The sequence below is a fragment of the Bradyrhizobium sp. HKCCYLS1011 genome, from assembly GCF_051167795.1.
Lineage (GTDB): Bacteria > Pseudomonadota > Alphaproteobacteria > Rhizobiales > Xanthobacteraceae > Bradyrhizobium.
Genome location: NZ_JBNPTT010000009.1, coordinates 271,033 through 292,335 on the forward strand (window position 1 = coordinate 271,033; position 21,303 = coordinate 292,335).

Consider the following 21,303-nt stretch of genomic DNA (forward strand, 5'->3'; position numbering starts at 1 on the left):
CCACGCCATGGTCAGTCCTGAATGACCGCGGTGGCTTCGATCTCGACTCGCGCCGTCGCCGGCGTGAGACCGGCAACCATCACCAACGTGCTCGCCGGCCTGATGGCCGCGAAAGCTTCGCCATGCGCCCGCGCGACGGCGTCGATGTCGGCTCGGTCGGTGATGTAGACCACCGTGCGCACCACGTGGTGCAGGCCGCTCCCAGCCTGCGTCAGCGCGTCCGCGACAATGGCGAGCGCCCCGGCGGCCTGATGATAGGCATCCCGCTCGAGATCTGCCCCGCGTGCCGTCGTTCCCGAAACGAAAACCTGGTCGCCGACGCGAACCGCGCGGGCATAACCGAAAATGGCCTCGAACGGATAGCCTGACGAAATCGTGAGCTTGTCGGACATTTCAATTCCCACTGACGCGTGCGCCGACGAACAACTTCCTTCGCCGGGCGATCAAATTGCAAAATTCTTACCCGGCCTGGCGATTGGCTGATGTCGGCGCAATTCCCATCTATTTGCGGCAGCAACCACGCGGATGACAGCCATGGCCCCAAGTCGATCGGCCCAACGTCAACTCAAGCTCGGCGCTTTCATGCGCCCGGTCTCGATCCACACCGCCGCCTGGCGCTATCCTGGAGCCTGGCCGGACGCCAATTTCAACTTTCAGCACCTCAAGGACCTGATCCGCAAGCTCGAGGCCGGCAAGTTCGACGCCTTCTTCATGGCCGATCACCTGGCCGTCCTGAACATGCCGATCAATGCGCTCAAGCGGAGCCACACCGTGACCTCGTTCGAGCCGTTCACGCTGCTCTCGGCGTTGTCGGCCGTGACCGAGAATATCGGGCTGATTGCGACCGGCTCGACCACGTTCGACGAGCCCTACCATGTCGCCCGCCGCTTCGCCTCGCTCGACCACATCTCCGGCGGCCGCGCCGGGTGGAATATCGTCACCACCTCCAATCCGGACGCCGCGCTGAACTTCGGTCTCGACGATCACATGGAGCACGCCGAGCGCTACAAGCGCGCGCGTGAGTTCTACGACGTCGTGACCGGGCTGTGGGACTCCTTTGCCGACGACGCCTTCGTGCGCGATGTCGAAAGCGGCCTGTTCTTCGATCCCGAGAAGATGCATGTGCTCGACCACAAGGGCAAATATCTGAAGGTCCGCGGTCCCCTCAACATCGCCCGTCCCGTCCAAGGCTGGCCGGTGATCGTGCAGGCCGGCGCATCCGAGGACGGCAAGCAGCTTGCGGCCGAAACCGCCGAGGCGGTGTTCACCGGTGGCGGCAGCCTGGCCGACGGCCAGAAACTCTATGCCGATATCAAGGGGCGGATGGAGAAGGTCGGCCGCGATCCGGAGCACCTGAAGATCCTGCCCGGCGCTTTCGTCGTGATCGGCGACAGCGTGGAGGAAGCCAAGGAGAAACGCGCGCTGCTCGACAGCAGGGTCCATTACGACAGCGCGATTGCCTCGCTCTCGGTGATTCTCGGCACCGATGCCTCCGGCTTCGATCCGGACGGACCGTTACCGCCGATTCCGGAGACCAATGCCTCCAAGAGCGGCCGCCAACGTCTCGTCGACGTGGCCGCGCGCGACAACCTCACGGTGCGGCAATTGGCCCAGCGCGTCGGCGGCTATGGCGGGCTGTCCTTCGTCGGCACGCCCAAGACCATCGCCGACCAGATGGAGGAATGGCTGACGAGCCGCGGCAGCGACGGCTTCAACATCATGTTCCCGTATCTGCCCCAGGGCCTGACCGATTTCGTGGACAAGGTGGTGCCGGAACTGCAGCGCCGGGGGATTTTCCGCAAAGAGTATGAGGGACGGACTTTGCGGGAGAATCTCGGCCTGCCACGGCCCAAAAACCGATTTTTCGCGGGCTGAGGGGTAAGATTCTGACGCCCCAACCTTGACTTTGGGGCTTGGGCGGGTAGGTTGCGCGCCAACTGCGCCCCCTCTTTGGCCGGCGCCCTCTCCCATCGATCCAAAGGTTTTCACGATATGGCCAAAGCGGTCACCATTAAGGTCAAGCTCGTGTCCTCGGCCGACACCGGTTTCTACTATGTTGCCAAGAAGAACTCGCGCACGATGACCGAGAAGATGGTCAAGAAGAAGTACGACCCGGTCGCGCGCAAGCACGTCGAATTCCGCGAAGCCAAGATCAAGTAAGAAGATCGCGTCAAACGCGGGACTGCTATCGACTTTCGCGGGGCCCTTTGGGCCCCGTTTTTATTTGTCGAGCGAGCGCTCGCCCGCTGCTCATTGTTTGAGCGTGCGCTTTCCGGTAAAGCCGTGTCCACTTGACCGGATCATGCGGACCGGGCCTGAGGTTCGAATGGCCGGACATCTGGACCAGGGCAATGTCGGTGGTTACTCGGTCGCCTATGGGCGCGACGACGCTTATTTCCCGGTCTACATGACGGCCGCGCTGGCGGCGATCTTCATCGTCGCGGCATGGATGACCGCCGCCACCTGGTGGCTGCTCCTGGCGGCAGGCGCGATCGCCTTCACCTACTACAACATTCCGCTGCTGGAGACCGGGCGGCCCACGATCGGGGCCAACCAGTATGGCATCTTCATCCAGGCCTTCGGCCTGATCCGCTGGCGCGCGATCGAGCGCATCGACCTCATCGAAATCGCCGAGCGCGCCACGACCGTGCACGAGCTGCAGATCGTGCTGAACGCACCGCTTCGCAGCGCGCTGGTGGTCGATTGGCGCAAGCAGCCCACCTATCGGCTGGCGATGCGGCTACCCTGGCGCATGAACCATCACAACATGGTGCGGGTGAACGTCGAGCCGTTCGACCAGCCGCCGGACGAGATCCATCGCACCTTCCTGCGGATGTGGCGATTTTATCGGAGCTGACGGCCCGGGTTCGAAAGTTAGGTGCGTGCGACGAGCCCCGCATAGGCGCTCGGCCGCAGGCCGTAGGTCCAGGCCACCGCTTCGCGGGCCGTGCGCATGGTTGCCGGCACCTGGAGGAAGAAGTGCCGATGCGTGCCGTCGACCTCGGGCGTCGCATTGACGACCTCGACCGCGGCCCACGCATCGGTCCCTGGCCAGATCCGTCGCCAGAGCACGCCGGTCTCGTCCTCGGCGATCCGCGCGGCGCCGCCGAGCGCGATGTAGCGGCGCGGCGTCATGATCTCGATCATGCAGCGCCGCCGCTGCACGTTGGTTTCCTCGTCGATCGCGGCCAGCGTGATGCGCTCCGGCTGCATGATGATCCAAGTGGGGACCTCGACACCCTTCCACGCCCAAACCGACCAGCCGTCCGGATAGCGCAGCGCCGGCCCCGCGGCATCATGCAGACGATCCTGCCCGTCACCCCTGAGCAGCGCCGGCCGCTCCGCGAGCCAGCAGGTCTGTCGGTGCGGCTGCAGCCAGCCCGCATTCGCAGCCACCTGCAACAGCCCGCTCAATGCTGCGGTCTCGTCCCTCAGTCCGAGAACGTTGCGGGCATATTCGCAAGGGCCGAGCCAGGTGAGGTCTTGCTGGCCGATCGCGCTCGCCTCTCGCCAGCTAAACAGTGCGCGAAGGGCGAGCGTCAACGACACCGGCTCGGAACGGCGGAACTGATCAAGCAACGAGACGCTCTCCGTTGTCGTCTCTTGCATGACGGCATCGACCGCCGACGCTACCAGAGGGTCGACCGGGTTCACCTGTCGCTCGATCCAGGCATGGAGTCCGCGTCCGATCCGCGACCGGATCTGCGCCAGCGTCTGCCGCCGAAGCTGGCCCACGATGAACGAGCCGACGTGAGGACCATCGGCGCGCGACGGTCGCCGCGCCTCCCGGAGCAAGGTGACTGGGCCGTCGCACCAGATAAGGTGCGCCGGCGGCTCAAGGCCGACGGCGCGATAGGCAAGCCGAACGCCCTCCTCCGCAGCGTCGCGATCCGCGGCCTCCGTCGAGCGCCGGATCGCGGTCCAGCGCGCCCGGTAGCGGCCGAGCATCGCCGTCTGGTCGGCGCTCAGCGTCTCAATCGGCGAGGACGCGCGCATCCCGCGGCCCAAGCTCGCGCTGCCGCCGAATCCGATAGGTGCCCCGCGGCAGCGTCAGCGGCGCGTGCTCGTCGTGCGTGACCCGCGCATAGGCGGAAGCGATCCTAACATGGCCGAGATAGAGCCCGGCCGGAATGTCTCGCGCAAGCTTCTCGTCGCGAAACATCATCACGCGCTCGCGGATGGCATGACAATGGCCGGTGGCCTCACCTTCGAGCAGGACCAATGCCGCGCCCTCGGCATTTTGCGCGATCGTTCCCGACGGTACCACGTCGGGCACACGTTCGAGCAGCAGATCTCCTTGTGCGAATATCTCGGTCATCACGCCATCTCCCTCTGTCCGGTCACCCGCATTGCGGCGCCAGTGCCTGGATAGCTTCCACCCTTCTCGATCTTTTGGGGCGGGCGACGGCCGACCAGCCGCCGCCCGCCATCCTGGTTGTCGGCGCAGGTTGCCTTGCCGAACTATTGCACCACCTCCCCGTGCAGTGCGAGGTCGAGTCCCTCACGTTCGGTGTCCTGGGACACCCTGAGGCCGACCAGGATCTTGAGCGCAAACAGGATAATCAGGCTCATCACGGCGTCGTAGACGAACACCGTGGCGACGCCGATGCACTGATTGAAGAACTGTCCGATATTGCCTTCGAGCGCGCCCGCCGTGCCGCCATACTGCTCGACCGCAAACACGCCGGTGAGCAGCGCCCCGACGATGCCGCCGACCGCGTGCACGCCGAAACAGTCCAGCGCGTCGTCATAGCTGAACATGTGCTTCAACCCGGTGCAGCCCCAGTAGCAGACCACGCCCGCGGCAACGCCGATCGCGAAGGCGCCCACCGGACCGACGAAGCCGGAGGCCGGCGTGATGGCGACGAGCCCCGCCACCGCACCCGAGCAGATGCCGACCACCGTCGGCTTGCCCTTCAGCGACCATTCAACCAGCATCCAGGTGAAGCCGGCCACGGCAGTCGCAATCTGCGTGACCAGCATGGCCATGCCGGCCTGCATCCCCGCGGTGACCGCGGAGCCGGCGTTGAAGCCGAACCAGCCGACCCACAGCAGCGAGGCGCCGATGAAGGTCAGCACCATATTGTGCGCCGGCCCGGTGTCGCTGCGCTTGCCGAGCATGATCGCGCACATCAGCCCGGCCACACCGGCGTTGATGTGCACGACGGTGCCGCCGGCGAAATCGAGCACCTTCACCCAGGCCGCGTCGTTGCCGGATGAGAAGATGCCGTCTGGCCCCCAGACCCAATGCGCGATCGGCGCGTAGACCAGGATCGCCCACAGGCCGATGAACCACAACATCGCCGAGAACTTCATGCGCTCGGCGAAGGCGCCGGCGATCAGCGCAGGCGTAATGATCGCGAACGTCATCTGGAAGCAGATGTACACGCTCTCCGGAATCGTCGCGGCGAGCGGATTGGGATTGCCGATGCCTCCCTTGCCGATGTCGCTCAGGATGTCCTTCAGGAACATCCGGTCCAGCCCCCCGACGAAGGGCGAGCCGGCGCGGAACGCCATGCTGTAGGTCAGCGCCGCGAAGATGATCGTCACCAGGCAGGTGACGGCGAAGCTGGTCATCACGGTGTCGCCGACGTTCTTCTTCCGCACCATGCCGCCATAGAACAGCCCGAGGCCGGGCACCGTCATCATCAGTACCAGCGCGACCGACGTCAGCATCCAGGCGGTGTCGCCCGAATTTGGCGTGCACTTCTCGAGAATCTTGCCACCGCAAGCCGGCGGACCGGCGTCCTCGGCCCATGCGACGCCCGTGAACAGCAACCCGAACACTACGATCGCGATGACGATTGCCAGCAGCGGCACGCGCCGATCGCGCGTGCATATTCCTGATGTCATTGCTTCCTCCTTGTCCCTCGTTCTTGGTCTCGAATTTTCTCGGCGGTTCCTGGCTGCGTCAGCGTCTCCCGCGCGCCGGTGCTGGCCATCGGCGGCCCGCGCACCCTGTCGATGTCGCCGCAAGGGCGATGTGTTTCGGCGGAATTCGGCTTGGGGCAGACAGCTCAGGTGTTCCGGCGCGGCGCTTGGTGGAGCCAGAGTCCGTTTGCTCGATATGCGCAGCGACAAGCCTCATGGCAGGCCGGTCTTTCCGGAGTGCGCTGGCGATTTTCCGTGCTGTCGCTAAGAGTTAATCAAGATCCATGCCATCTTGAGCGAGTATTCAACCTTATGAGCAACCAATAGTTTTCAGAAGATGCAGAACCGCCACGAGGACAATTGCCTACATTACGGGCAGCTCCGCGCCCAAGATATGGACAGTCACATGGAGGGCATTGATGCGCGCCAAGGCACGACGACGGCACCTTCGCATGTTTTTCGGACCGGAGCGGGGTACCCCAGCAGGCAGCAGACGCGTCTGCGTTCTGCGGTCGCGTAACCAACTGGAAACCAAACATTTGCAATTGGCGCGTACCAAATGGGCAGCCCGGGAAATGGGCTCCCCTGATTGCTTTGGCCGCATGGACGCTCCCGATGAACGACGCAACGACTCTTCAATCCCGACTTGATTTCATCGGTATCGATCGCACCACCCGTGAGGCGCTGCGCGAGCTGCGCCCGCTGATCGGTCGGGTGCTGCCGGGCATCCTCGACCAGTTCTATGCCCACGTCACCAAATACCCGCAGCTCGCCAAGCTGTTTCCGAACCAGGCGGTGATCCGCCACGCCAAGCAGGCGCAGATCGACCACTGGACCTCGCTGGCGAGCGCGAAGTTCGACGACGTCTACGTGAAATCGGTGACACGGATCGGCAAGACCCACGAACGGCTCGGCATCGAACCGCGCTGGTACATCGCCGGCTATTCGATGATCATGACCGGTCTGCAAAAGGCGATCGAAGCCGAAATGGCGAAGGGCTGGTTCGCCGGACAGGGCGCGCGGGAGAAGAAGGCGCAGTTGCAGACTGCCATCACCCGCGCAGCCATGCTCGACATGGACCTTGCGATCTCGGTGTATGTCGACGCTGCCAAGCAGGAACAGCATCAGCTGGTCAGCAAGATGGCCGACGAGTTCGAGGCGACCGTCGGGCAGATCATCAACAAGGTCTCCACGGCCTCGCATGAGCTCGAGGCGTCCGCCACGACCTTGAGCAAGACGGCGGAGAACACCCAGGTGCTGTCGACCAGCGTGGCGTCCGCTTCGACCGAGGTCTCGACCAAGGTCCAGTCCGTGGCCTCCGCCACCGAAGAGATGGCGTCCTCCGTCAACGAGATCGGACGTCAGGTCACGGAATCGACCGGGATTGCCGAGGAAGCGGTGCGTCAGATCGAGCAGACCGACGCCGGCATCAGCGAGCTCTCCCGCACCGCCGAGCGCATCGGCGACGTGCTCAAGCTGATCACCTCGATCGCCGCCCAGACCAATCTTCTGGCCTTGAACGCGACCATCGAAGCGGCCCGCGCCGGCGATGCCGGCCGCGGCTTCGCGGTGGTCGCTTCCGAGGTCAAGGCGCTGGCCTCGCAGACGGCCAAGGCCACCGAGGAGATCGGCCAGCAGATCGAAGGCATCCAGAGCGCAACGCAGACGTCGGTCGCCTCGATCAAGCGGATCGGCGGCACCATCAAGCAGATCTCGGAGATCGCGGCCGGCATTGCGGCTGCGGTGGAGCAGCAGGGCGCATCCACCGGGCAGATCTCCCGCAACGTCCAGGACGTCGCCACCGGCACCGCGCGGGTCGCCACCAATATCGGTGATGTCAGCCAGGGTGCGAGCGCGACCGGCAAGGCATCCTCCCAGGTGCTGACCGCAGCCCACTCGCTCTCGCAGGACTCGACCCGTCTCAAGGCCGAGGTCGAGAAATTCCTCAAGGGCGTGCGCGCGGCCTAATCGTCATCCCTCCGGACAGATCGACAGCCGGCCCGGATCGCTCCCGCGCCGGCTGTTTTGTGTCGGCTCACGTTGGAGCCACACATTGGCTCGCAAAGCTGACTTCCGCTATGCTGCTGGCTTTACCGGACAGCAATGGTCACGGGTGGTTATCTCCGGCGCGACGGACCGGGAGCGACACCATCGTGGATTGTGGTTGGGGAAAGCCATGGCGAGCTTCGTTCAGTTCTTGCAGCAATCTGGTGTGTACGCTGCGCAAAGCTTCATGACCGTTCCGCGGGGAGGCTTCAACCTGGTCTGCCTCCGCGACAGCAAGGATGTCCACCTGGCGTATGATCGCGATCGGCTACAGGTTGAGGACGTGCGCCTCGATCAGGTCGAACGCGTCGCACAGGACTACATCAAAACCCGCTATGGGGAGCAAAAAAGCCAGGAGCGCGACGATCAGTTGCTTCGTCTGCGTACCGCGCTGTACGCCACCGCACCGCCGGAGGCCTCTGCGCGCGGCCTCAAGGTTTCGGCCAAAGGTACCGGTATTCCTCAAATCAAAGCGACGCGCGGCAACACAGAGATCAGGTTGGACGTTGCCATTCTGCCGCGCAAAGACTTCAAGATCGCGTTCAAATTCCTCAAGCAGCTCGATCAATCGGGCAAAGTGATCAACGCCACGAAATGGACGCCGGATGACGTGCCCTGGTTCCTCACCAGGCTGAACTGGACATTCGGGGCGCAGACCAACATCTTTTTCACCCCGGTCGAGGCCTCGTGGATTACGGTCCAAAAAGCTCTGGGGCCAAAAATCTCGCGAGATGCTTTTCGGAAGGACATCGTGCCATTCAAGGGCCGCGGCGCCGATCTCACGTGCTTTCTCGTCGGCGACTATGATGCGATGGCGAATGAGGCGGCTGGGGAATACCTGCCTGATGAGCAGGTATTCGTCGTTGTCGACCAGGGCAATCCACCCGTGTTCGACCGTGGCGAAGCGTTCATTGGCGTCATGGCGCACGAGATCGGTCACTTCTTGCACCACAAGCGCAACCTGCCTGGGAGTGGACACCATGACCGCAGCGGCGTTTTGCTTTCGAGTGGCATGGAAAGCCTTTCCCTGGACAAGCAACTCGTCAGTGATCTCACGGCGTGGTGAGAGCGCCGGTGCTCAGCATCCGCCCGGCACGCATTGGGGGTCACGGTCCGCGCGGGCCGTTCACCGATGCCGAGCGCCTTTTGAAGCGCCTGCGTGGGCGCTGGACCGCTAGCGCTTTTGATCAATCAGGTGCATGTCGCTCAGCGTGTTCGGAAGGCTGCGGACGAGAAGATCAACGAGCGCCCGACGCAACCTCTCGTCTGGCTCATCGACATTGGCATCGATCACGAGGCTGGGGCCGGTGAGGCGGACACTCGATGCATCGTCGGACGGCCCGGCTGCCCGTTTCTCGATGATGTCAAACGTCCTGCCGTCGACAACTCTGATCTCATAAAGCGCGTGGAGCACGCTGAACGATTCCAGAACCGCGCTGTAGGTGGCCAGGCCCACGCCCTCCAGCTTCCGGTTGCCGCCGCCGAAATTGGCTTTGGCCTTGGTGATGACGATGTAGGCGTCGAGTCTCTGTGGAGATATCCCGGTCTGAACGAGCTGCTTGAACGGATCGCGGCGAACGAGATCAACCGCAGGAATCACCGAGTCCTGGATCGCCGCGAAGGCGGCACGCGAATAGGTGACCGGCTGCACCTGGAAGCGGATGCTCAGCGCCTCCGCCACCTGTTGTACGATCAGGTCATCGAGCCCCCAGGACGCAATCGGCACGCTTCGAGAGCTGTTGTTGAGGCCGGTGAGCCCTGCCCTGGTCATTGTGAATTGATCTCCGAGCGCCGAAACGATCCCCACGGTCTTGACCGATTTGAGCTTCTCGTCTCGTGTCTCAAACAGCGCATGAGCACCACTGCCGAGGACAAGAAGGATGGCGAGCGACATACAAAGCAGGATGACCGTCGCCATCCAAGCGTATCGACCGGCGGTGTGCATCGCGTCCCCTCACCTGATCCTGAAATCAAAGGCATAGGATGCGCCGAGGCCGACCGTGGTCTGGTTCACCGAACCGCGCGCCGTCACCAGCGGGCTTTTTGCGGCGTCGCCGAGCAGCCGGTCATATTCGACGTAGGAATGCACCTCCCACTGCGGATTGATGCGATATTTCACCTGCAGGCCAGCGCCGACCGAGTGTGCACCGCCCTTGGCATCGAACACCGGAAGTCCGCTCTCCATCGCTTGAACGGTATCGACATTGTAATAGGGCGAGACCGCCTTGGTGCTTTCCCATGTGAAGCGCGGGCCGCCGGACACGGTGATCGCCCGCGTCACCGGCACGATGAAGTCAGCAGAGAAATCGGCGACGACGCCCTGATGGCCGCCAAAGCCCCCACGGGTCTCGTTGCGCACGCGAAACCAGTCGACAGGAAAATATTCGATGAAGCCGCCGAGCTCGAACGCGGCCTTGACATCGCCGAGACCGTTGAGCTCGGCGTAGTTGCCCGCCTTTCGTGACGGCACGAACTTGGCCGCAGGGCCCGCGCGCAGATTGCCGAAATCGATCAGGGCGATGCTTGCGTTGTCGCGCGGGCTGCGAAACTGATCCACCGAGCCCGCCCTCCGGATCGAGAAGATCGGGACCGGGCTGAACAGGCTGTGGTTGGCTCCTTCGAAAGCCGGCCCGTACCGGCCCTCCGCGCCGATCATGACAGTCCAGTTGCCGGACACCGGCGGTAGCAGCGGCAGCTCAAAAGGCGGCGCCGGCAAGGTGAATGCGGTCTGGGCCGATGCGCGGTCACAAGCGGCCAGCATCGCGTTGACGGTTGCGGCGAGGAGAGTTCGGCACGCGCCGCTCGCGAGCATGCGGAGAACGGCTTCGACGTTATGCTTCATTGAAGGGACCTTTGACGGCCGACCTCTTGGGCGAGGCCAGCTGGTACGGATTCGAGCCCTCCCTAAATCGCCGGCCAATATTGCCCCAAGATTGCCCGCCGCAATGTCCAGCAATGACGCAAGCGCGCGGCCACCAAACATTGCCCGAACATTGCCTGAGCCGAAGCCGATTGCTTTTTCTGCAGGACAGACGGCCAATCAGCCTGTCGCTTGCGCTCGCTAATCCGGCTGCGTAAGGAAAGCTGTCCGGCCAAGTCCCAGCGCCACAATCGGGCCAAAGAGCAAGTGTCACGATCCCTGGTTTTATTGCCGTGGTTTTATTGATCGCCTGATGCAAGGAAGACTCATCGTGCGCTCCCTCGTGATCGAAGACGAACCGCAGATCGGCGCCTATGTCAGTCGTTTGCTGACGCAATTGCACGGCGTGGTCGATACGGTCGGATCGGTTTCGGACGCGCGGCACGCATTGAAGAACTTCAAATATGATCTGGCGATCGTCGACCGCATGCTGCCCGATGGCGACGCACTTGCGATCGTCACGGCATTGAGCCAGCTGCCGGAGCGGCCGGCGATCATCATGCTGACCGCGAAAGACGCGAAGGAAGACGTGATCGAGGGCCTCAACGGCGGAGCGGACGACTATCTCGGCAAGCCATTCGAGCCCGATGAGTTCATCGCCCGCGTGCGGGCCGTGTTACGACGGCCGCGGCTCCGGGTTCAGCCGGCATTGTCGTTCGGAAACGTCGAACTTCATCTCGACAGCAACGAGGCCGTCGTGGCTGATCAGAAGGTCTTGCTGCGACGGCGCGAAGCCCTGATCCTCGCCACATTGTTGACGCGGCGCGACCGCGTCGTCACCCGCGCGGCGCTGATCGAGGAGATCTACGGCTTCGACGACGAGATCGAATCCAACACGCTGGAGGCGCAGGTCTCGCGTCTGCGCAAGAAGCTGTCCGAGCTCGGCGGCAATGTCGAGATCCGCAGCATGCGCGGCATCGGCTATCTGCTCAGGATGGCGCAGAGCCGATGAAATCGATCGCCCGGACGTTTACGCTCTCGCTCGGCCTCGCCGCAACGGTCCTCTTTCTCGCCACCATCACCATTGCCGTCTGGCAATCCCAGCTGCGCGAATATGAGCCGGTGGTGTGCCGCGTTGCTGCAGGTGTTCTCTACGACGCTGCGGTCGTCGATCCCGGCCACGCGCTGACCATTCGCTCCACACGTGGCGTCGAGCAGCTGAAGTCGATCAGCCCCAATCTCTGGTATGTCGTGTCCTACGAGAAGCAGATCACCGAGTTCGGCGGTGAGCACAGGCCGGCGCTGCCGTTCTCGCTGCCCTATGGCGGCCCGATTGGCTTCTCGGTCCTCAACACGCTCGACCAGAACTCCACGTTCTGCCTGGCCGTGATCCCATGGGGCCCGTCCGATCTGGTGATGATGGTTGGTGGAGCGCAGGTCCGCTTCGGCCAGATGCTGATGTCGTTCGTCGGTCGCAATATCTTCCCCCTGTTTCTTGTGGCCCTCGCCTTCGCGTCGATGGTATTGATCGGCGCATGGTTGTCGGGGCGGTTCGTGGGGCGTGGGATCGATCGCGTGACGCGGCGCGCGCTCGCGATTGACCCGTCGGCACCGCAGGGATCGATTTCGCTTGATGAGGTCCCGATCGAGCTGAAGCCCCTGGTCGAGGCGCTGAACCGCGCCTTCGACGAGATCAACGCTTACATCAAGATGCAGCGCCGCTTCCTCGGCAATGCAGCCCATCAGCTGCGGACGCCGCTGACGCTGCTGCGTGCCAGGATCGAGGATGTCGCCGATCCTCCATTGCGGATCGCGCTGGTGCGCGACATGCGTCGGCTCACGTCACTGGTCTCGGCCATGCTGGACCTGGCACGGCTGCAAAATCATGCGATTGAAAAGGGGCCGATCGATCTTGCGGATGTGACGCGGGATGTGCTTGCCGATTTCAGCCCGTCGGCGCTGGATGCCGGGATCGAATTGTCGCTGGAGCAATCGGAGGAGGACGGCACGGTCGTGCAAGGGGTCGAAGCCGCCGTCCGCAGCGCGCTGGCCAACCTGGTCGGCAATGCCTTGATCCACGCGAGGGGCGCCAAACGCGTCACGGCGACGCTCGGCCGCGGCCGCGTGTCGATCAGCGATGACGGAGCCGGATTCTCGCCGGGCGATGAGCGCCAATTGATCGAGCCGTTCCAGACCGGCAACGCCGCCGAAGGCGGCGCCGGCCTCGGCCTCTCGATCGTCCAGGAGATTATGGCGGCCCATGGCGGGGAGTTCACCATCACCTCGACACCGGGCGGCGGCACCACCGCCAGCCTGCGCTTTCCCGAAGCGACGGCCGGAGCGACGAGTGACAACAGATCCGGCAATGTGGAAACAGCCTGATTTGCTGGAGCCCTCGGCAAAGCAGGCGATGATCGGCTTCTGCCATTTGCGATTTCATCATCTCGGCCGGGACGCGACCCGACTTCTGTTTCTCGTAGACTCGAGGGTTGACGCCAGCTCGACGCCAGCCCTCTCCCATCACAGCGGTCAGTCAGCCGCGATATGGTTGCGAATGCCCAGCCGTTTGCCGGATCGCGGCCTCGGTCGAAGGAATATTGCGCAGCGCGTTGAGCAGGACGAAGTCGTGGATCGTGCCGTTGTAGCGCACGGCGTCGACGCTCACCCCGGCCTCCTTGAGCTTGCGCGCATAGGCTTCGCCTTCGTCGCGCAGCGGATCATTCTCGGCCGTGATGACGAGCGCCGGCGGCAGGCCTTGCAGTTGCGCGAGGCTGGCACGCAGCGACGAGACGTAGGGGTTCTCCCGGGTCTTGGCGTCGGGCGCGTAGCGATCCCAGCCGTATTTCATGAAGTCGCGCGCCAGGAAGCGGTCCTTGCCATAGCTCAGATAGGATTGGCTATCGACGCTGGCGTCGGTCGCCGGAATGAGCAGCACCTGATAGCTGATCTTCGGTCCCTTGCGGTCCTTGGTCATCAATGTCAGCGCCGCGGTCATGTTGCCGCCCACTGAATTGCCGGCGACAGCGATCCGGCTGCCGTCGGCGCCAAGCTCGCCGGCATGCGCGGCGACCCATTCCAGGGCGGCATAGATTTCATCGAGCTGGGTCGGATAGACCGCGGCCGGCAGCGGCGTATACTCGACGAACACGCTCACCTGTCCCGATCCGACGACCAGGTCGCGCAGCAGCCGCTTGTGGTTATCGAAGTTGCCGGCGATCCAGACGCCGCCATGGATGAAGAGCAACACGCCGGGCTTGCCGGTCATGTGCGCGGGCGTCACGATGTAGAGCTTAACACGCCGGCCATCCTGGGTGATGGTCCGCTCGGTCGTGGTGACGCCGGACATGTCGACCGGCGTCTGGCTCTGCAGCCCACTCAGGATCTCCTGCGGCTTCGGCTGGGGCAGTTCCCAGAACGGGCTCGCATCCTTGTTGATCTGCACCAGGAACGCTCTGACCTGCGGATCAAGAGCGGGATCTGTTGCGACATTGGTCCCTGCACTCGCGGTCATGGCCGTTGCTCCAAGGAAAAGAGTTGATAGTAGCATCGTTATGCGCATCGGTTTTGCTCGGGCTTTCAGAAAGCTCGCTTGAGAAAGGCGTTTCGGGGACGACGACCAAAACAAACGGCCGCTTCCGCCGATCCGCCATGGCTCCCAACGCTATTCGAATTGCAAACGCGGAGGCTTTTGGATTTCGCCCGCTTTGTTGAAAAAGGCGCAGCTTTTGATCACGCTTCGCCCTTGCAGGCAGGTACTGCTTTCGCGGAACGCAAAATCGAGAACAGCGGCGGCGAGGACGAACGCGATCACGCGGAAGGTGGAGCATTATCCGCGCAGGATCTTCGACGGCAGGCTGAGTGCGGCGCGGCGCCGCCGGATCGATGAGCCGTCATTTCGCGTGGTCAAGGCGAAAGGTACCGGGCGGGACGCCGACCACTTTCCGAAACGTCGCGGTAAAATGGCTTTGATCGGCGAAGCCGCATGCAAGCGCGATCTGGGCGAGACTGGTGTCGCCGCTGATCAGATGGCGCTTGGCCGCTTCGATCCGCTGCGCGATCAGGTATTGGTGCGGCGGCAAGCCCATCGATTGTTTGAATGCACGAGCAAAATGCTTCGCTGTCAATCCGGTCAACTCGGCGAGATCATCCAGACAAATGTCTTGCGCGAGTTGCTTGACAATGAACTCGCAGGTCTGGCGCAACTGTCGCGGCGACAGGCCGCCCGTGCCTAATGCCACTCCGGCATGTGGCGAGTGATGCAACCGCAGCAGCCAATCGACCAGTAGAAGCGCGCGAGCTTCCATCTCAAGCGACGTGGCGGGGATGCGCGAGTCAAACGCGCGCCGGAGATAGTCGGACGTCAAAATGTGCAGCGTCTTCTCCGGGACGAACGACAGATCATCGCGAAGCCGGCCGCGAAGCGCAGACATGTTCTCGGCCTCGGCTGCTCTGTCGAGCAGTGCATCGGGCAAGAACACCTGGCCGAACTTGATGGGCCCGCGCGCCAGATAGCGCGTCTGGGCGCCCCGGGGCTGAAGGGTGAAATCCCGCCCCGGCCCGCTGGTGCGGACCGCCCTGCGATTGTGATCCTCGACGGTCGCGCCCTGAAGACGGAGGCCTATCACTGTCTCGGGCGTGATCGTCCAGGTCGATTCTTCAATGCCCGTCGAACAATCATGCAGAAGCGCCGGCGCGATCCATCGTTCGCGAGCGCCCCTGACCTGCACGAGTCCGACGCTGCTGCGTGCAAACGCGAGAATGTGCGGGCTTTCCGCGTCCGGCGCGTCCTGCATGATTCCACTCCTGTGGTTGCGCGACCTGACGTCCTCCGATCCGGATTTCATCCGCCTTCACCTCGCCGGCCGTGCCGTCGTACCACGTCGGATGTCCGCGGGCGCTCACGGCATGTGTGTCAGTCCGGGAGCCCTCGGACCAAACTTGACTGAATTGGCCAAACAGCCAAGTTGGAGGAATGAGCGACCCTTCTTCCGAGACCACACTGCGGCGAGATGCGATCCTGCTTGCCGTCATGCCCGTTTTCGGGCGCTACGGCTTCAGGAAGACGTCAGTGGATGAACTGGCGGCGGCTGCCGGCCTGTCGAAGCAAGGCCTTTATCTGCACTTCTCCAGCAAGGAAGAGGTGTTTCGCGAGGCGATGAAGAAATACCTCGACGACGGCCTGGAGCTTGTCGATCGTGAACTCGCAAGACCCGGCGCGACGCTCCACGGCAGGCTCATGGGAGCGATGGACGCCTGGTTCGGCCGACACCTCAGGACATTCGCACCAGAGTCCTTCGATGTGATCGGGGCCGGCGATCGGCTCTCTGCCACCGGCGTCGAAGGATACAAGGCCGCGTTTCAGGCGAAGATTGCCAAGGCGCTTTCCCAATCCCGTGAATTCAAATCAAGCAACGTCTGCACGGCCGCAGAGGTCGCAAGGGTCCTGTTCTTGCTGGGATTGACTTGGAAAGAAGAGCGCCCATCGGAAACTGAACTCATGGCCCGATTCAGCCTGTGCATCCGCGCATGCTGCCAAATCGAGCCGGATCGGAAAGCACGGTGATGGCCGCCACAAACCTAATCGGCGAGCGCTGCTCCCTGAAAGTCCCCTTGCCTTTCGCCGCCGTCAGAGCGACGGGATATTCGGTACCGGCCAGGCGATACGCCGTGATGTCGATGGAATAACTTCGAAAACGCCGCCGCTGTCTCGTAACCAACTTTGCTGGCGATACGTGCGATCGGCTCATCGCTGGTTTCTAGCAAGAACGCCGCTTCCGCCATTCGGCGTTCGATCACATAGCGGTGCATGGACTGGCCGACGAGCTTGGTAAAGCGCGCCGAAAACACCGAGCGGCCGAGCCCTACGCGCTGGCCAAGATCGCTCAGGGTCCAGGGAAGCTCCGGATTTTCGTGAATGAGCTTGAGCGCCGGTCCGATATGTGGGTCAGAGATGGCCCCAAGCCAGCCGCCTTGTCCGGGACTGAGAGACGCAATCCAGCTTCGGAGCACCTCGACAAAGAGCACTTCCGTCAATCGTGAAAGCGCGACGCGTTGACCGGGACGTTCAGTCGCGGACTCGCTAATCAAGCGCCGCAGGATTGCTTCAAGCCACCCCCTGTCCGCCGTTGGCTTCAGCAAGAGCACGGGCGGAAGTAACTCCATCACGCTGGCAAACAAGGGCCGCGACACCGTGAAATTGCCGCAGAGCATGGTCGAGAGCGGCTTTGCACGGCCGCCGTGACGAACGAAGCCAAGACGCGGCGACAATCGATCGATATCCGTGATCCGCAAAGGCTCGGCCCGGCGATCCGAATAAAACACATGGGGCTCTCCGCGCGTGATGACGACAAAGTCGCCCCCAGTCATCTGGATTTCCTGCTCCTGCCCGACCGCAAGGGTCGCTGAGCCCTGGCTGAGATAGTGAAACAGAGCGTAGGGACGCTGCGGCAACTCAAGACGCCAGGGATGGCCCAGCTCGAAGTGAAAGAGCAGCGTCCCGCTGAGACGTATGCGATCGAGCACTTGGGCGAGTATGTCCATGTCGCCGACAGTAGACCGGTGGACGATTGGACACAACATCTGGACGATTGATCTCTATCGTCCGGAAGGTCCGCGGAATAGGTCATGGCTCGGCGGGCCGACGATGAGCGGCAACCATTTCGCGAACAGCAGATGGAAGAACCGCGACCTCTCTGGAAACGCCTGTCCATTCCACCGGACTGTATTCGTCCGACATGCCAACAGGAACATTCAATGCTAAATAACTTCCTCTCACTAGCCACCGTACTTCTGGCCGGAACGACGTTGGTCAGCTCCGTCCGTTCCGCCGAATTGCCCAAGGGCGCGGCCCACAACATCGTGCTCGTGCACGGCGCTTTCGTGGATCAGACGAGCTGGCAGCCCGTTGCCGATATTCTCACGAAGAAGGGTTACAACGTCACGCTTGTCGAAAATCCGCTCACCTCTCTTGCTGCTGACGTCGATGCCACCAAACAGGCGCTCGCGAAGCAGGACGGCAAGACCGTTCTCGTCGGCCATTCCTGGGGTGGCGTGGTCATCACGGAAGCCGGTAACGATCCCAAGGTGTCGGCGCTGGTCTATGTTTCCGCCTTTGCGCCGGAGATAGGTGAATCCCTGGCGTCGCTGGCAAAGGCCGGCCCGCCCACCGAAGGCGGCAATGCGATCCATCCCGACGCGAAGGGCAATTTGTACATCGATCCGAAGGTCTTTCCGTCAGCCGTCGCGGCTGACCTTCCTCCGGAAATCGCTGAGCACCTGGCCAACTCGCAGCTTCCATTGAACCACGTTGCGTTCGAAGCCCCCGTCGACGTGGCCGCCTGGCGCGACAAGCCAACGTTCTACGTGATCAGCACCAAGGACAAGGTCATCGCACCCGAGGCCCAAAAGCTTTTCGCATCCAGGATGAAGGCGCAGACGACGGAAGTCGCCGGCAGTCATGCTTCGCTCGTCGTTCATGCCGATGCAGTCGCGGCGGTGATCGAAAAGGCCACACTCGCGAAGTGACGGTACCGCTCCCGGCGTGTTCGTGCCGGGAGCGGTCATGCCGAGAGAATGCAGACACATCGGACCGCGGAAGTCTCACTCGCTGTGCCGCACTGATCCCCCCACTCGATTATTTCATGCCAAGCATCCGGAGGATGAAATGACGCAACCCGACATCGCCAGAAAAGAAATCGCTACGCTGGAAACGGCGCTGACCCGTTACGTCGAAGGCCACGGCATTCGCTTCGCTTATCGCCGCCTCGGTCCCGCGACCGGAACGCCGCTGATTCTCCTGCAGCACTTCTCGGGCAACATCGACTCATGGGATCCCGCGGTCGTCAACGCTCTCGCCACCGATCGCCCGGTCATCGCGTTCGACAATGCCGGGGTCGGTCGCTCGACTGGCCAAACGCCTGACAATATTGCAGCGATGGCGAGGGATGCAGTCGCCTTCATCAATCTGCTTGGCCTTTCCGAGGTCGACCTGCTGGGCTTTTCTCTCGGCGGCTGCGTCGCCCAACAGATCGCCGCCGAACACGAACGGCTGGTCCGCAAGCTCATCCTCGTCGGCACCGCGCCAAGAGGCGGAGAGGAACACCTGCTAGCGGTTCTGCAGCAGGCGTTTTCCCAAACCGATGCGCCGGACCCCCGCCTGCCGCTGTTCTTCACGAATTCGTCCGCCAGCCGGTCGTCCGGCTTGGCCTTCTTGAAGCGGACGAAAGTGCGTAAGGACGATCGGGACACTGATAACGGCAGCGCCGTAACCGATCCGCAGGCCAAGGCGCTGATCACCTGGTGCGCCACATCTGATCCCGGGCATGCCATTCTGCACGCCATCCGCCAACCCGCTCTTGTGGTCAGCGGCAGCCACGACACCATGCTGCCCGCCAACAACGCCTACGCTATGTTCAAGGAACTAAGCAACGCCCAGTTGGTCCTCTATCCCGATTCAGGGCATGGCGCGCTGTTTCAGCACCACGAGATGTTCGTCAGCCACGTCCGGACCTTCCTGGATGCGCAGCCCGCGGCGGCATGAATCCTGGCGCGCTCCGACGCGATCAAAGGCACTCGATCCATAAGGGTAGTTACGGAGGACCAATGACAATCGCTAAAATCGAGGTGGAGCGTTTCAGCCTCACGAGCTTAAAATCATTCGATGCAGTTGTGGCCGCGCTCAAGTCGGCGGTCGGGCAACCCGACATGGCCGAATTCTTCAAGGAGACCAGGGCGACGAAATCCTTCCCGGATTTGCAACGCGTCGTACATGCTGGCCTCGGCCGAACGGGCCTGATGCGCTTCGCTGAATTTGACTTGGGCGACATTCTGCGTCGCGAAACCGGCTCCAAGACACCCAAGATCATACGGATTGTGATCGGCAATCCGCTGATCATGAAAGAAATGGTCAAGCACGTGCCCGATGCTGGCTCCTATGCTCCAGTCACAGTGCTGATCGATGAGCGTCCCGATGGCGTGCACATCTCTTATGACAAGATGGAGAGCTATCTGCTGCGCTATGGCAGCTCCGAAGCCCTTGCCGTCGCCCGAGATCTCGATACGAAGATCATGACCTTGCTACGCGAATGTGCGAGCTAAAGCGGATGACGTCTTGGGCCGATGAGCGAGGGTAACTCACACCAATTCGACGAACGCGACGGGCGTGGTCATGACGCGAGCCAGACATCGGAAGGAGAATTCCTGCATATACAAGACACTTCTTGTCACTCTCGCCGCCTCGACAGGCTTGCGGGAAACTACCTTGCCTTCGTCGAATTCGCATCTATCCGGCTACGGCTGGCCGCGCGTTATGCGTCCACGCTCTAGGTCAAATTCCTCATGCTCAATCAACATGGCTACGTCCCACCTTCGCTTTGAACCAGAAGCGGAATTGGTCTATTTACGTCGCACCCGGCTTCGAAGAGCGGCGGATCACGCTTCGCTGATCCGCCCTCTGACTGTCGTATGTAGAATTTGCGGTGACTCGCCGTCAGCTACATCACGCCCCGGGACAGCCATGGATACGTCATGCGGTCTCTGAGCCTCTCGATCGCTCGGTGAGGGCCGATGGAGTCGATCTCGCCGCGCGTCAGGCCGATATCCATCAGTTCCCTGTCGTTCAGGTGGTACAAGCAGGCTCGCAAGCTCTCGCGTTGGCGCCGCTCCTGAAACGCGCGCCAAATTCGCCTGAGCAAACTCAAGATGCTCTGCGCCGATATGGCCGGTGGTCCAGCAGCATCTTTTTCGGACAAAGCGTCTCTCAACGCTGCGATGGACGCATCGGGGCGCGCCGCTGGTAATGCGTCATCCGTGGCGTCTTTCACCAACGCGATGGAGAGGTCGAGGCCGAGCCGTGCGGCATCGCGCCCGGTCTCGGGTGTGAGGTTCGGCTGGTGGGGTGGCATCGGATGCTCCTGCTGTTGTGCCGGCAGGAGCGTGGCCAAACAAAAGGCCCCGTCCGACGCCGGCGGGGCCTGGTGAAAAGATCGTTGCGTCGAATTCCTAGCGCACGACTCCCTCCATGGCCCAGCGGAAGCGGGTCATGTGTTTACGGTTGGCGATGCGCACGACGTTGATCATGCTACTTAGTTACCACAGCGATCGCGCAAGATCAAGGGACCTCGCGGCGCCCTTCACCATTGATCCATATCAACGTCGGACAACCCGCGGCGCTCAGGTTCGGTTTGGCCGTGTCGACGCGGCTCAAATCATATTCGCAAGTGGGACGAGGAGGATCACGATGCATCAGCAAACGGACTCTTTCATCAAGTCCGCAACGATTGCGGGAATGTCCGTCAGCATTTTGTTGGGGCTTGCAGGTGCCACCCTCACCCCGGCACCCGCTAAGGCCGTGATCTACTGCACGTATGTCGGCTACCCCGTCGGCTGCGTGGCGAGGCCTGGCGTCGTGCTCAGGCCTCGTCCGGTGGCGCGAGCTGCGGTCCGCCACAATGTCGGTGGCAACGCAAATGGCGGCGTCAATCGCGTTGGGCGGCGGCGCTGAAGGGCGTCGATCGCGGGTCTCGAGG

General features: G+C 62.6%; 23 protein-coding genes and 1 pseudogene. 14 read left to right on the plus strand and 10 right to left on the minus strand.

The features are described from left to right. Positions 1–11 precede the first annotated feature (11 nt). Positions 12–392: a RidA family protein gene (locus ACQR1W_RS28830; RefSeq protein ID WP_434853954.1), complete on the minus strand. Its 381-nt coding sequence runs from the start codon at positions 390–392 to the stop codon at positions 12–14. A 142-nt stretch (positions 393–534) separates the two neighbouring features. On the opposite strand from ACQR1W_RS28830, the gene ACQR1W_RS28835 reads away from it, so the two are divergent. The 3 genes from ACQR1W_RS28835 (at position 535) to ACQR1W_RS28845 (ending at position 2,857) form a co-directional block, all read left to right on the plus strand. Then, positions 535–1,875: an LLM class flavin-dependent oxidoreductase gene (locus ACQR1W_RS28835; RefSeq protein WP_434853955.1), complete on the plus strand. Its 1,341-nt coding sequence runs from the start codon at positions 535–537 to the stop codon at positions 1,873–1,875. A 117-nt stretch (positions 1,876–1,992) separates the two neighbouring features. Next, entirely contained in the window at positions 1,993–2,160 is a 168-nt protein-coding gene (gene rpmG / locus ACQR1W_RS28840) for a 50S ribosomal protein L33 (RefSeq protein WP_008960778.1), read from the plus strand. A 166-nt stretch (positions 2,161–2,326) separates the two neighbouring features. Then, positions 2,327–2,857: a hypothetical protein gene (locus ACQR1W_RS28845; RefSeq protein WP_434853956.1), complete on the plus strand. Its 531-nt coding sequence runs from the start codon at positions 2,327–2,329 to the stop codon at positions 2,855–2,857. Positions 2,858–2,874: 17 nt separating this feature from the next. On the opposite strand, the gene ACQR1W_RS28850 is transcribed toward ACQR1W_RS28845, so the two are convergent. The 3 genes from ACQR1W_RS28850 to ACQR1W_RS28860 all read right to left on the minus strand — a co-directional run bounded on the left by ACQR1W_RS28850 (position 2,875) and on the right by ACQR1W_RS28860 (position 5,853). Continuing rightward, on the minus strand, positions 2,875–3,996 hold the full coding sequence (locus tag ACQR1W_RS28850) for a DUF6745 domain-containing protein (RefSeq protein ID WP_434853957.1): 1,122 nt from the start codon (positions 3,994–3,996) through the stop codon (positions 2,875–2,877). Continuing rightward, positions 3,974–4,318, minus strand: a complete 345-nt coding sequence (locus ACQR1W_RS28855) for a hypothetical protein (protein ID WP_434853958.1) — start codon at positions 4,316–4,318, stop codon at positions 3,974–3,976. Before ACQR1W_RS28855 ends, ACQR1W_RS28850 begins: the two co-directional genes overlap by 23 nt. 143 nt (positions 4,319–4,461) lie before the next feature. Beyond that, positions 4,462–5,853, minus strand: coding sequence for an ammonium transporter (locus tag ACQR1W_RS28860; protein WP_434853959.1), 1,392 nt, complete (start codon positions 5,851–5,853; stop codon positions 4,462–4,464). 633 nt (positions 5,854–6,486) lie between these two features. Between ACQR1W_RS28860 and ACQR1W_RS28865 the strand changes: the two genes are divergently transcribed. Together ACQR1W_RS28865 and ACQR1W_RS28870 are read left to right on the plus strand one after the other, a co-directional pair. Beyond that, positions 6,487–7,839, plus strand: coding sequence for a protoglobin domain-containing protein (locus ACQR1W_RS28865; protein WP_434853960.1), 1,353 nt, complete (start codon positions 6,487–6,489; stop codon positions 7,837–7,839). Between the two features lie 85 nt (positions 7,840–7,924). Beyond that, positions 7,925–8,983 (plus strand): hypothetical protein, encoded by a 1,059-nt coding sequence (locus tag ACQR1W_RS28870; RefSeq protein ID WP_434853961.1) that lies wholly within the window; start codon positions 7,925–7,927, stop codon positions 8,981–8,983. A 108-nt stretch (positions 8,984–9,091) separates the two neighbouring features. On the opposite strand, the gene ACQR1W_RS28875 is transcribed toward ACQR1W_RS28870, so the two are convergent. Both ACQR1W_RS28875 and ACQR1W_RS28880 read right to left on the minus strand, forming a co-directional pair. Continuing rightward, positions 9,092–9,835, minus strand: coding sequence for a hypothetical protein (locus ACQR1W_RS28875; protein ID WP_434853962.1), 744 nt, complete (start codon positions 9,833–9,835; stop codon positions 9,092–9,094). A 36-nt stretch (positions 9,836–9,871) separates the two neighbouring features. Next, positions 9,872–10,759 (minus strand): MipA/OmpV family protein, encoded by an 888-nt coding sequence (locus tag ACQR1W_RS28880; RefSeq protein WP_434853963.1) that lies wholly within the window; start codon positions 10,757–10,759, stop codon positions 9,872–9,874. Positions 10,760–11,108: 349 nt separating this feature from the next. Here ACQR1W_RS28880 and ACQR1W_RS28885 point away from each other — a divergent pair, with 349 nt between their 5' ends. Beyond that, on the plus strand, positions 11,109–11,789 hold the full coding sequence (locus ACQR1W_RS28885) for a response regulator transcription factor (protein WP_434853964.1): 681 nt from the start codon (positions 11,109–11,111) through the stop codon (positions 11,787–11,789). After that, positions 11,786–13,159, plus strand: a complete 1,374-nt coding sequence (locus tag ACQR1W_RS28890; protein WP_434853965.1) for a sensor histidine kinase — start codon at positions 11,786–11,788, stop codon at positions 13,157–13,159. The genes ACQR1W_RS28885 and ACQR1W_RS28890 overlap by 4 nt, the downstream gene beginning before the upstream one ends. A gap of 151 nt (positions 13,160–13,310) precedes the next feature. Here ACQR1W_RS28890 and ACQR1W_RS28895 read toward each other — a convergent pair whose 3' ends face one another. Next, a complete protein-coding gene (locus ACQR1W_RS28895; RefSeq protein ID WP_434853966.1) occupies positions 13,311–14,288 on the minus strand; it encodes an alpha/beta hydrolase in 978 nt (325 codons plus the stop codon). A 78-nt stretch (positions 14,289–14,366) separates the two neighbouring features. Between ACQR1W_RS28895 and ACQR1W_RS28900 the strand changes: the two genes are divergently transcribed. Then, positions 14,367–14,663, plus strand: coding sequence for a hypothetical protein (locus ACQR1W_RS28900; RefSeq protein ID WP_434853967.1), 297 nt, complete (start codon positions 14,367–14,369; stop codon positions 14,661–14,663). A gap of 4 nt (positions 14,664–14,667) precedes the next feature. Here the strand turns inward: ACQR1W_RS28900 and ACQR1W_RS28905 are convergent, their stop codons facing one another. After that, entirely contained in the window at positions 14,668–15,570 is a 903-nt protein-coding gene (locus ACQR1W_RS28905; RefSeq protein ID WP_434853968.1) for a helix-turn-helix transcriptional regulator, read from the minus strand. Positions 15,571–15,749: 179 nt separating this feature from the next. Here ACQR1W_RS28905 and ACQR1W_RS28910 point away from each other — a divergent pair, with 179 nt between their 5' ends. Then, positions 15,750–16,340, plus strand: a complete 591-nt coding sequence (locus ACQR1W_RS28910) for a TetR/AcrR family transcriptional regulator (protein WP_434853969.1) — start codon at positions 15,750–15,752, stop codon at positions 16,338–16,340. Positions 16,341–16,354: 14 nt separating this feature from the next. Here ACQR1W_RS28910 and ACQR1W_RS28915 read toward each other — a convergent pair whose 3' ends face one another. Next, positions 16,355–17,317 (minus strand): cupin domain-containing protein, encoded by a 963-nt coding sequence (locus tag ACQR1W_RS28915; protein WP_434853970.1) that lies wholly within the window; start codon positions 17,315–17,317, stop codon positions 16,355–16,357. Between the two features lie 213 nt (positions 17,318–17,530). Here ACQR1W_RS28915 and ACQR1W_RS28920 point away from each other — a divergent pair, with 213 nt between their 5' ends. From ACQR1W_RS28920 to ACQR1W_RS28935, 4 genes and pseudogenes are all read left to right on the plus strand, one after another. Beyond that, positions 17,531–18,301, plus strand: coding sequence for an alpha/beta hydrolase (locus tag ACQR1W_RS28920; protein WP_434854043.1), 771 nt, complete (start codon positions 17,531–17,533; stop codon positions 18,299–18,301). Positions 18,302–18,440: 139 nt separating this feature from the next. Continuing rightward, positions 18,441–19,316, plus strand: coding sequence for an alpha/beta fold hydrolase (locus ACQR1W_RS28925; protein WP_434853971.1), 876 nt, complete (start codon positions 18,441–18,443; stop codon positions 19,314–19,316). 62 nt (positions 19,317–19,378) lie between these two features. Next, the gene (locus ACQR1W_RS28930) at positions 19,379–19,873 is read left to right on the plus strand and encodes a DUF302 domain-containing protein (protein WP_434853972.1); all 495 of its coding nucleotides are present in this window, start codon (positions 19,379–19,381) and stop codon (positions 19,871–19,873) included. Between the two features lie 135 nt (positions 19,874–20,008). Next, positions 20,009–20,101 (plus strand): annotated as a pseudogene (locus ACQR1W_RS28935) (IS5/IS1182 family transposase); the annotation flags it as partial. A 167-nt stretch (positions 20,102–20,268) separates the two neighbouring features. Here the strand turns inward: ACQR1W_RS28935 and ACQR1W_RS28940 are convergent. Continuing rightward, positions 20,269–20,718, minus strand: coding sequence for a DUF1127 domain-containing protein (locus ACQR1W_RS28940; RefSeq protein ID WP_434853973.1), 450 nt, complete (start codon positions 20,716–20,718; stop codon positions 20,269–20,271). A gap of 296 nt (positions 20,719–21,014) precedes the next feature. Here ACQR1W_RS28940 and ACQR1W_RS28945 point away from each other — a divergent pair, with 296 nt between their 5' ends. Next, positions 21,015–21,278 (plus strand): hypothetical protein, encoded by a 264-nt coding sequence (locus ACQR1W_RS28945; RefSeq protein WP_434853974.1) that lies wholly within the window; start codon positions 21,015–21,017, stop codon positions 21,276–21,278. The last annotated feature ends 25 nt before the right edge of the window (positions 21,279–21,303 follow it).

What these genes read in the sequence shown, in the direction of transcription:
- ACQR1W_RS28830 (WP_434853954.1), bottom strand. Translation starts at nt 392, where the DNA reads ATGTCCGACAAGCTCACGATTTCGTCAGGCTATCCGTTCGAGGCCATT.
- ACQR1W_RS28835 (WP_434853955.1), top strand. Translation starts at nt 535, where the DNA reads ATGGCCCCAAGTCGATCGGCCCAACGTCAACTCAAGCTCGGCGCTTTC.
- rpmG (WP_008960778.1), top strand. Translation starts at nt 1,993, where the DNA reads ATGGCCAAAGCGGTCACCATTAAGGTCAAGCTCGTGTCCTCGGCCGAC.
- ACQR1W_RS28845 (WP_434853956.1), top strand. Translation starts at nt 2,327, where the DNA reads ATGGCCGGACATCTGGACCAGGGCAATGTCGGTGGTTACTCGGTCGCC.
- ACQR1W_RS28850 (WP_434853957.1), bottom strand. Translation starts at nt 3,996, where the DNA reads ATGCGCGCGTCCTCGCCGATTGAGACGCTGAGCGCCGACCAGACGGCG.
- ACQR1W_RS28855 (WP_434853958.1), bottom strand. Translation starts at nt 4,318, where the DNA reads ATGACCGAGATATTCGCACAAGGAGATCTGCTGCTCGAACGTGTGCCC.
- ACQR1W_RS28860 (WP_434853959.1), bottom strand. Translation starts at nt 5,853, where the DNA reads ATGACATCAGGAATATGCACGCGCGATCGGCGCGTGCCGCTGCTGGCA.
- ACQR1W_RS28865 (WP_434853960.1), top strand. Translation starts at nt 6,487, where the DNA reads ATGAACGACGCAACGACTCTTCAATCCCGACTTGATTTCATCGGTATC.
- ACQR1W_RS28875 (WP_434853962.1), bottom strand. Translation starts at nt 9,835, where the DNA reads ATGGCGACGGTCATCCTGCTTTGTATGTCGCTCGCCATCCTTCTTGTC.
- ACQR1W_RS28880 (WP_434853963.1), bottom strand. Translation starts at nt 10,759, where the DNA reads ATGAAGCATAACGTCGAAGCCGTTCTCCGCATGCTCGCGAGCGGCGCG.
- ACQR1W_RS28890 (WP_434853965.1), top strand. Translation starts at nt 11,786, where the DNA reads ATGAAATCGATCGCCCGGACGTTTACGCTCTCGCTCGGCCTCGCCGCA.
- ACQR1W_RS28895 (WP_434853966.1), bottom strand. Translation starts at nt 14,288, where the DNA reads ATGACCGCGAGTGCAGGGACCAATGTCGCAACAGATCCCGCTCTTGAT.
- ACQR1W_RS28905 (WP_434853968.1), bottom strand. Translation starts at nt 15,570, where the DNA reads ATGCAGGACGCGCCGGACGCGGAAAGCCCGCACATTCTCGCGTTTGCA.
- ACQR1W_RS28910 (WP_434853969.1), top strand. Translation starts at nt 15,750, where the DNA reads ATGAGCGACCCTTCTTCCGAGACCACACTGCGGCGAGATGCGATCCTG.
- ACQR1W_RS28915 (WP_434853970.1), bottom strand. Translation starts at nt 17,317, where the DNA reads ATGGACATACTCGCCCAAGTGCTCGATCGCATACGTCTCAGCGGGACG.
- ACQR1W_RS28920 (WP_434854043.1), top strand. Translation starts at nt 17,531, where the DNA reads ATGCTAAATAACTTCCTCTCACTAGCCACCGTACTTCTGGCCGGAACG.
- ACQR1W_RS28925 (WP_434853971.1), top strand. Translation starts at nt 18,441, where the DNA reads ATGACGCAACCCGACATCGCCAGAAAAGAAATCGCTACGCTGGAAACG.
- ACQR1W_RS28930 (WP_434853972.1), top strand. Translation starts at nt 19,379, where the DNA reads ATGACAATCGCTAAAATCGAGGTGGAGCGTTTCAGCCTCACGAGCTTA.
- ACQR1W_RS28945 (WP_434853974.1), top strand. Translation starts at nt 21,015, where the DNA reads ATGCATCAGCAAACGGACTCTTTCATCAAGTCCGCAACGATTGCGGGA.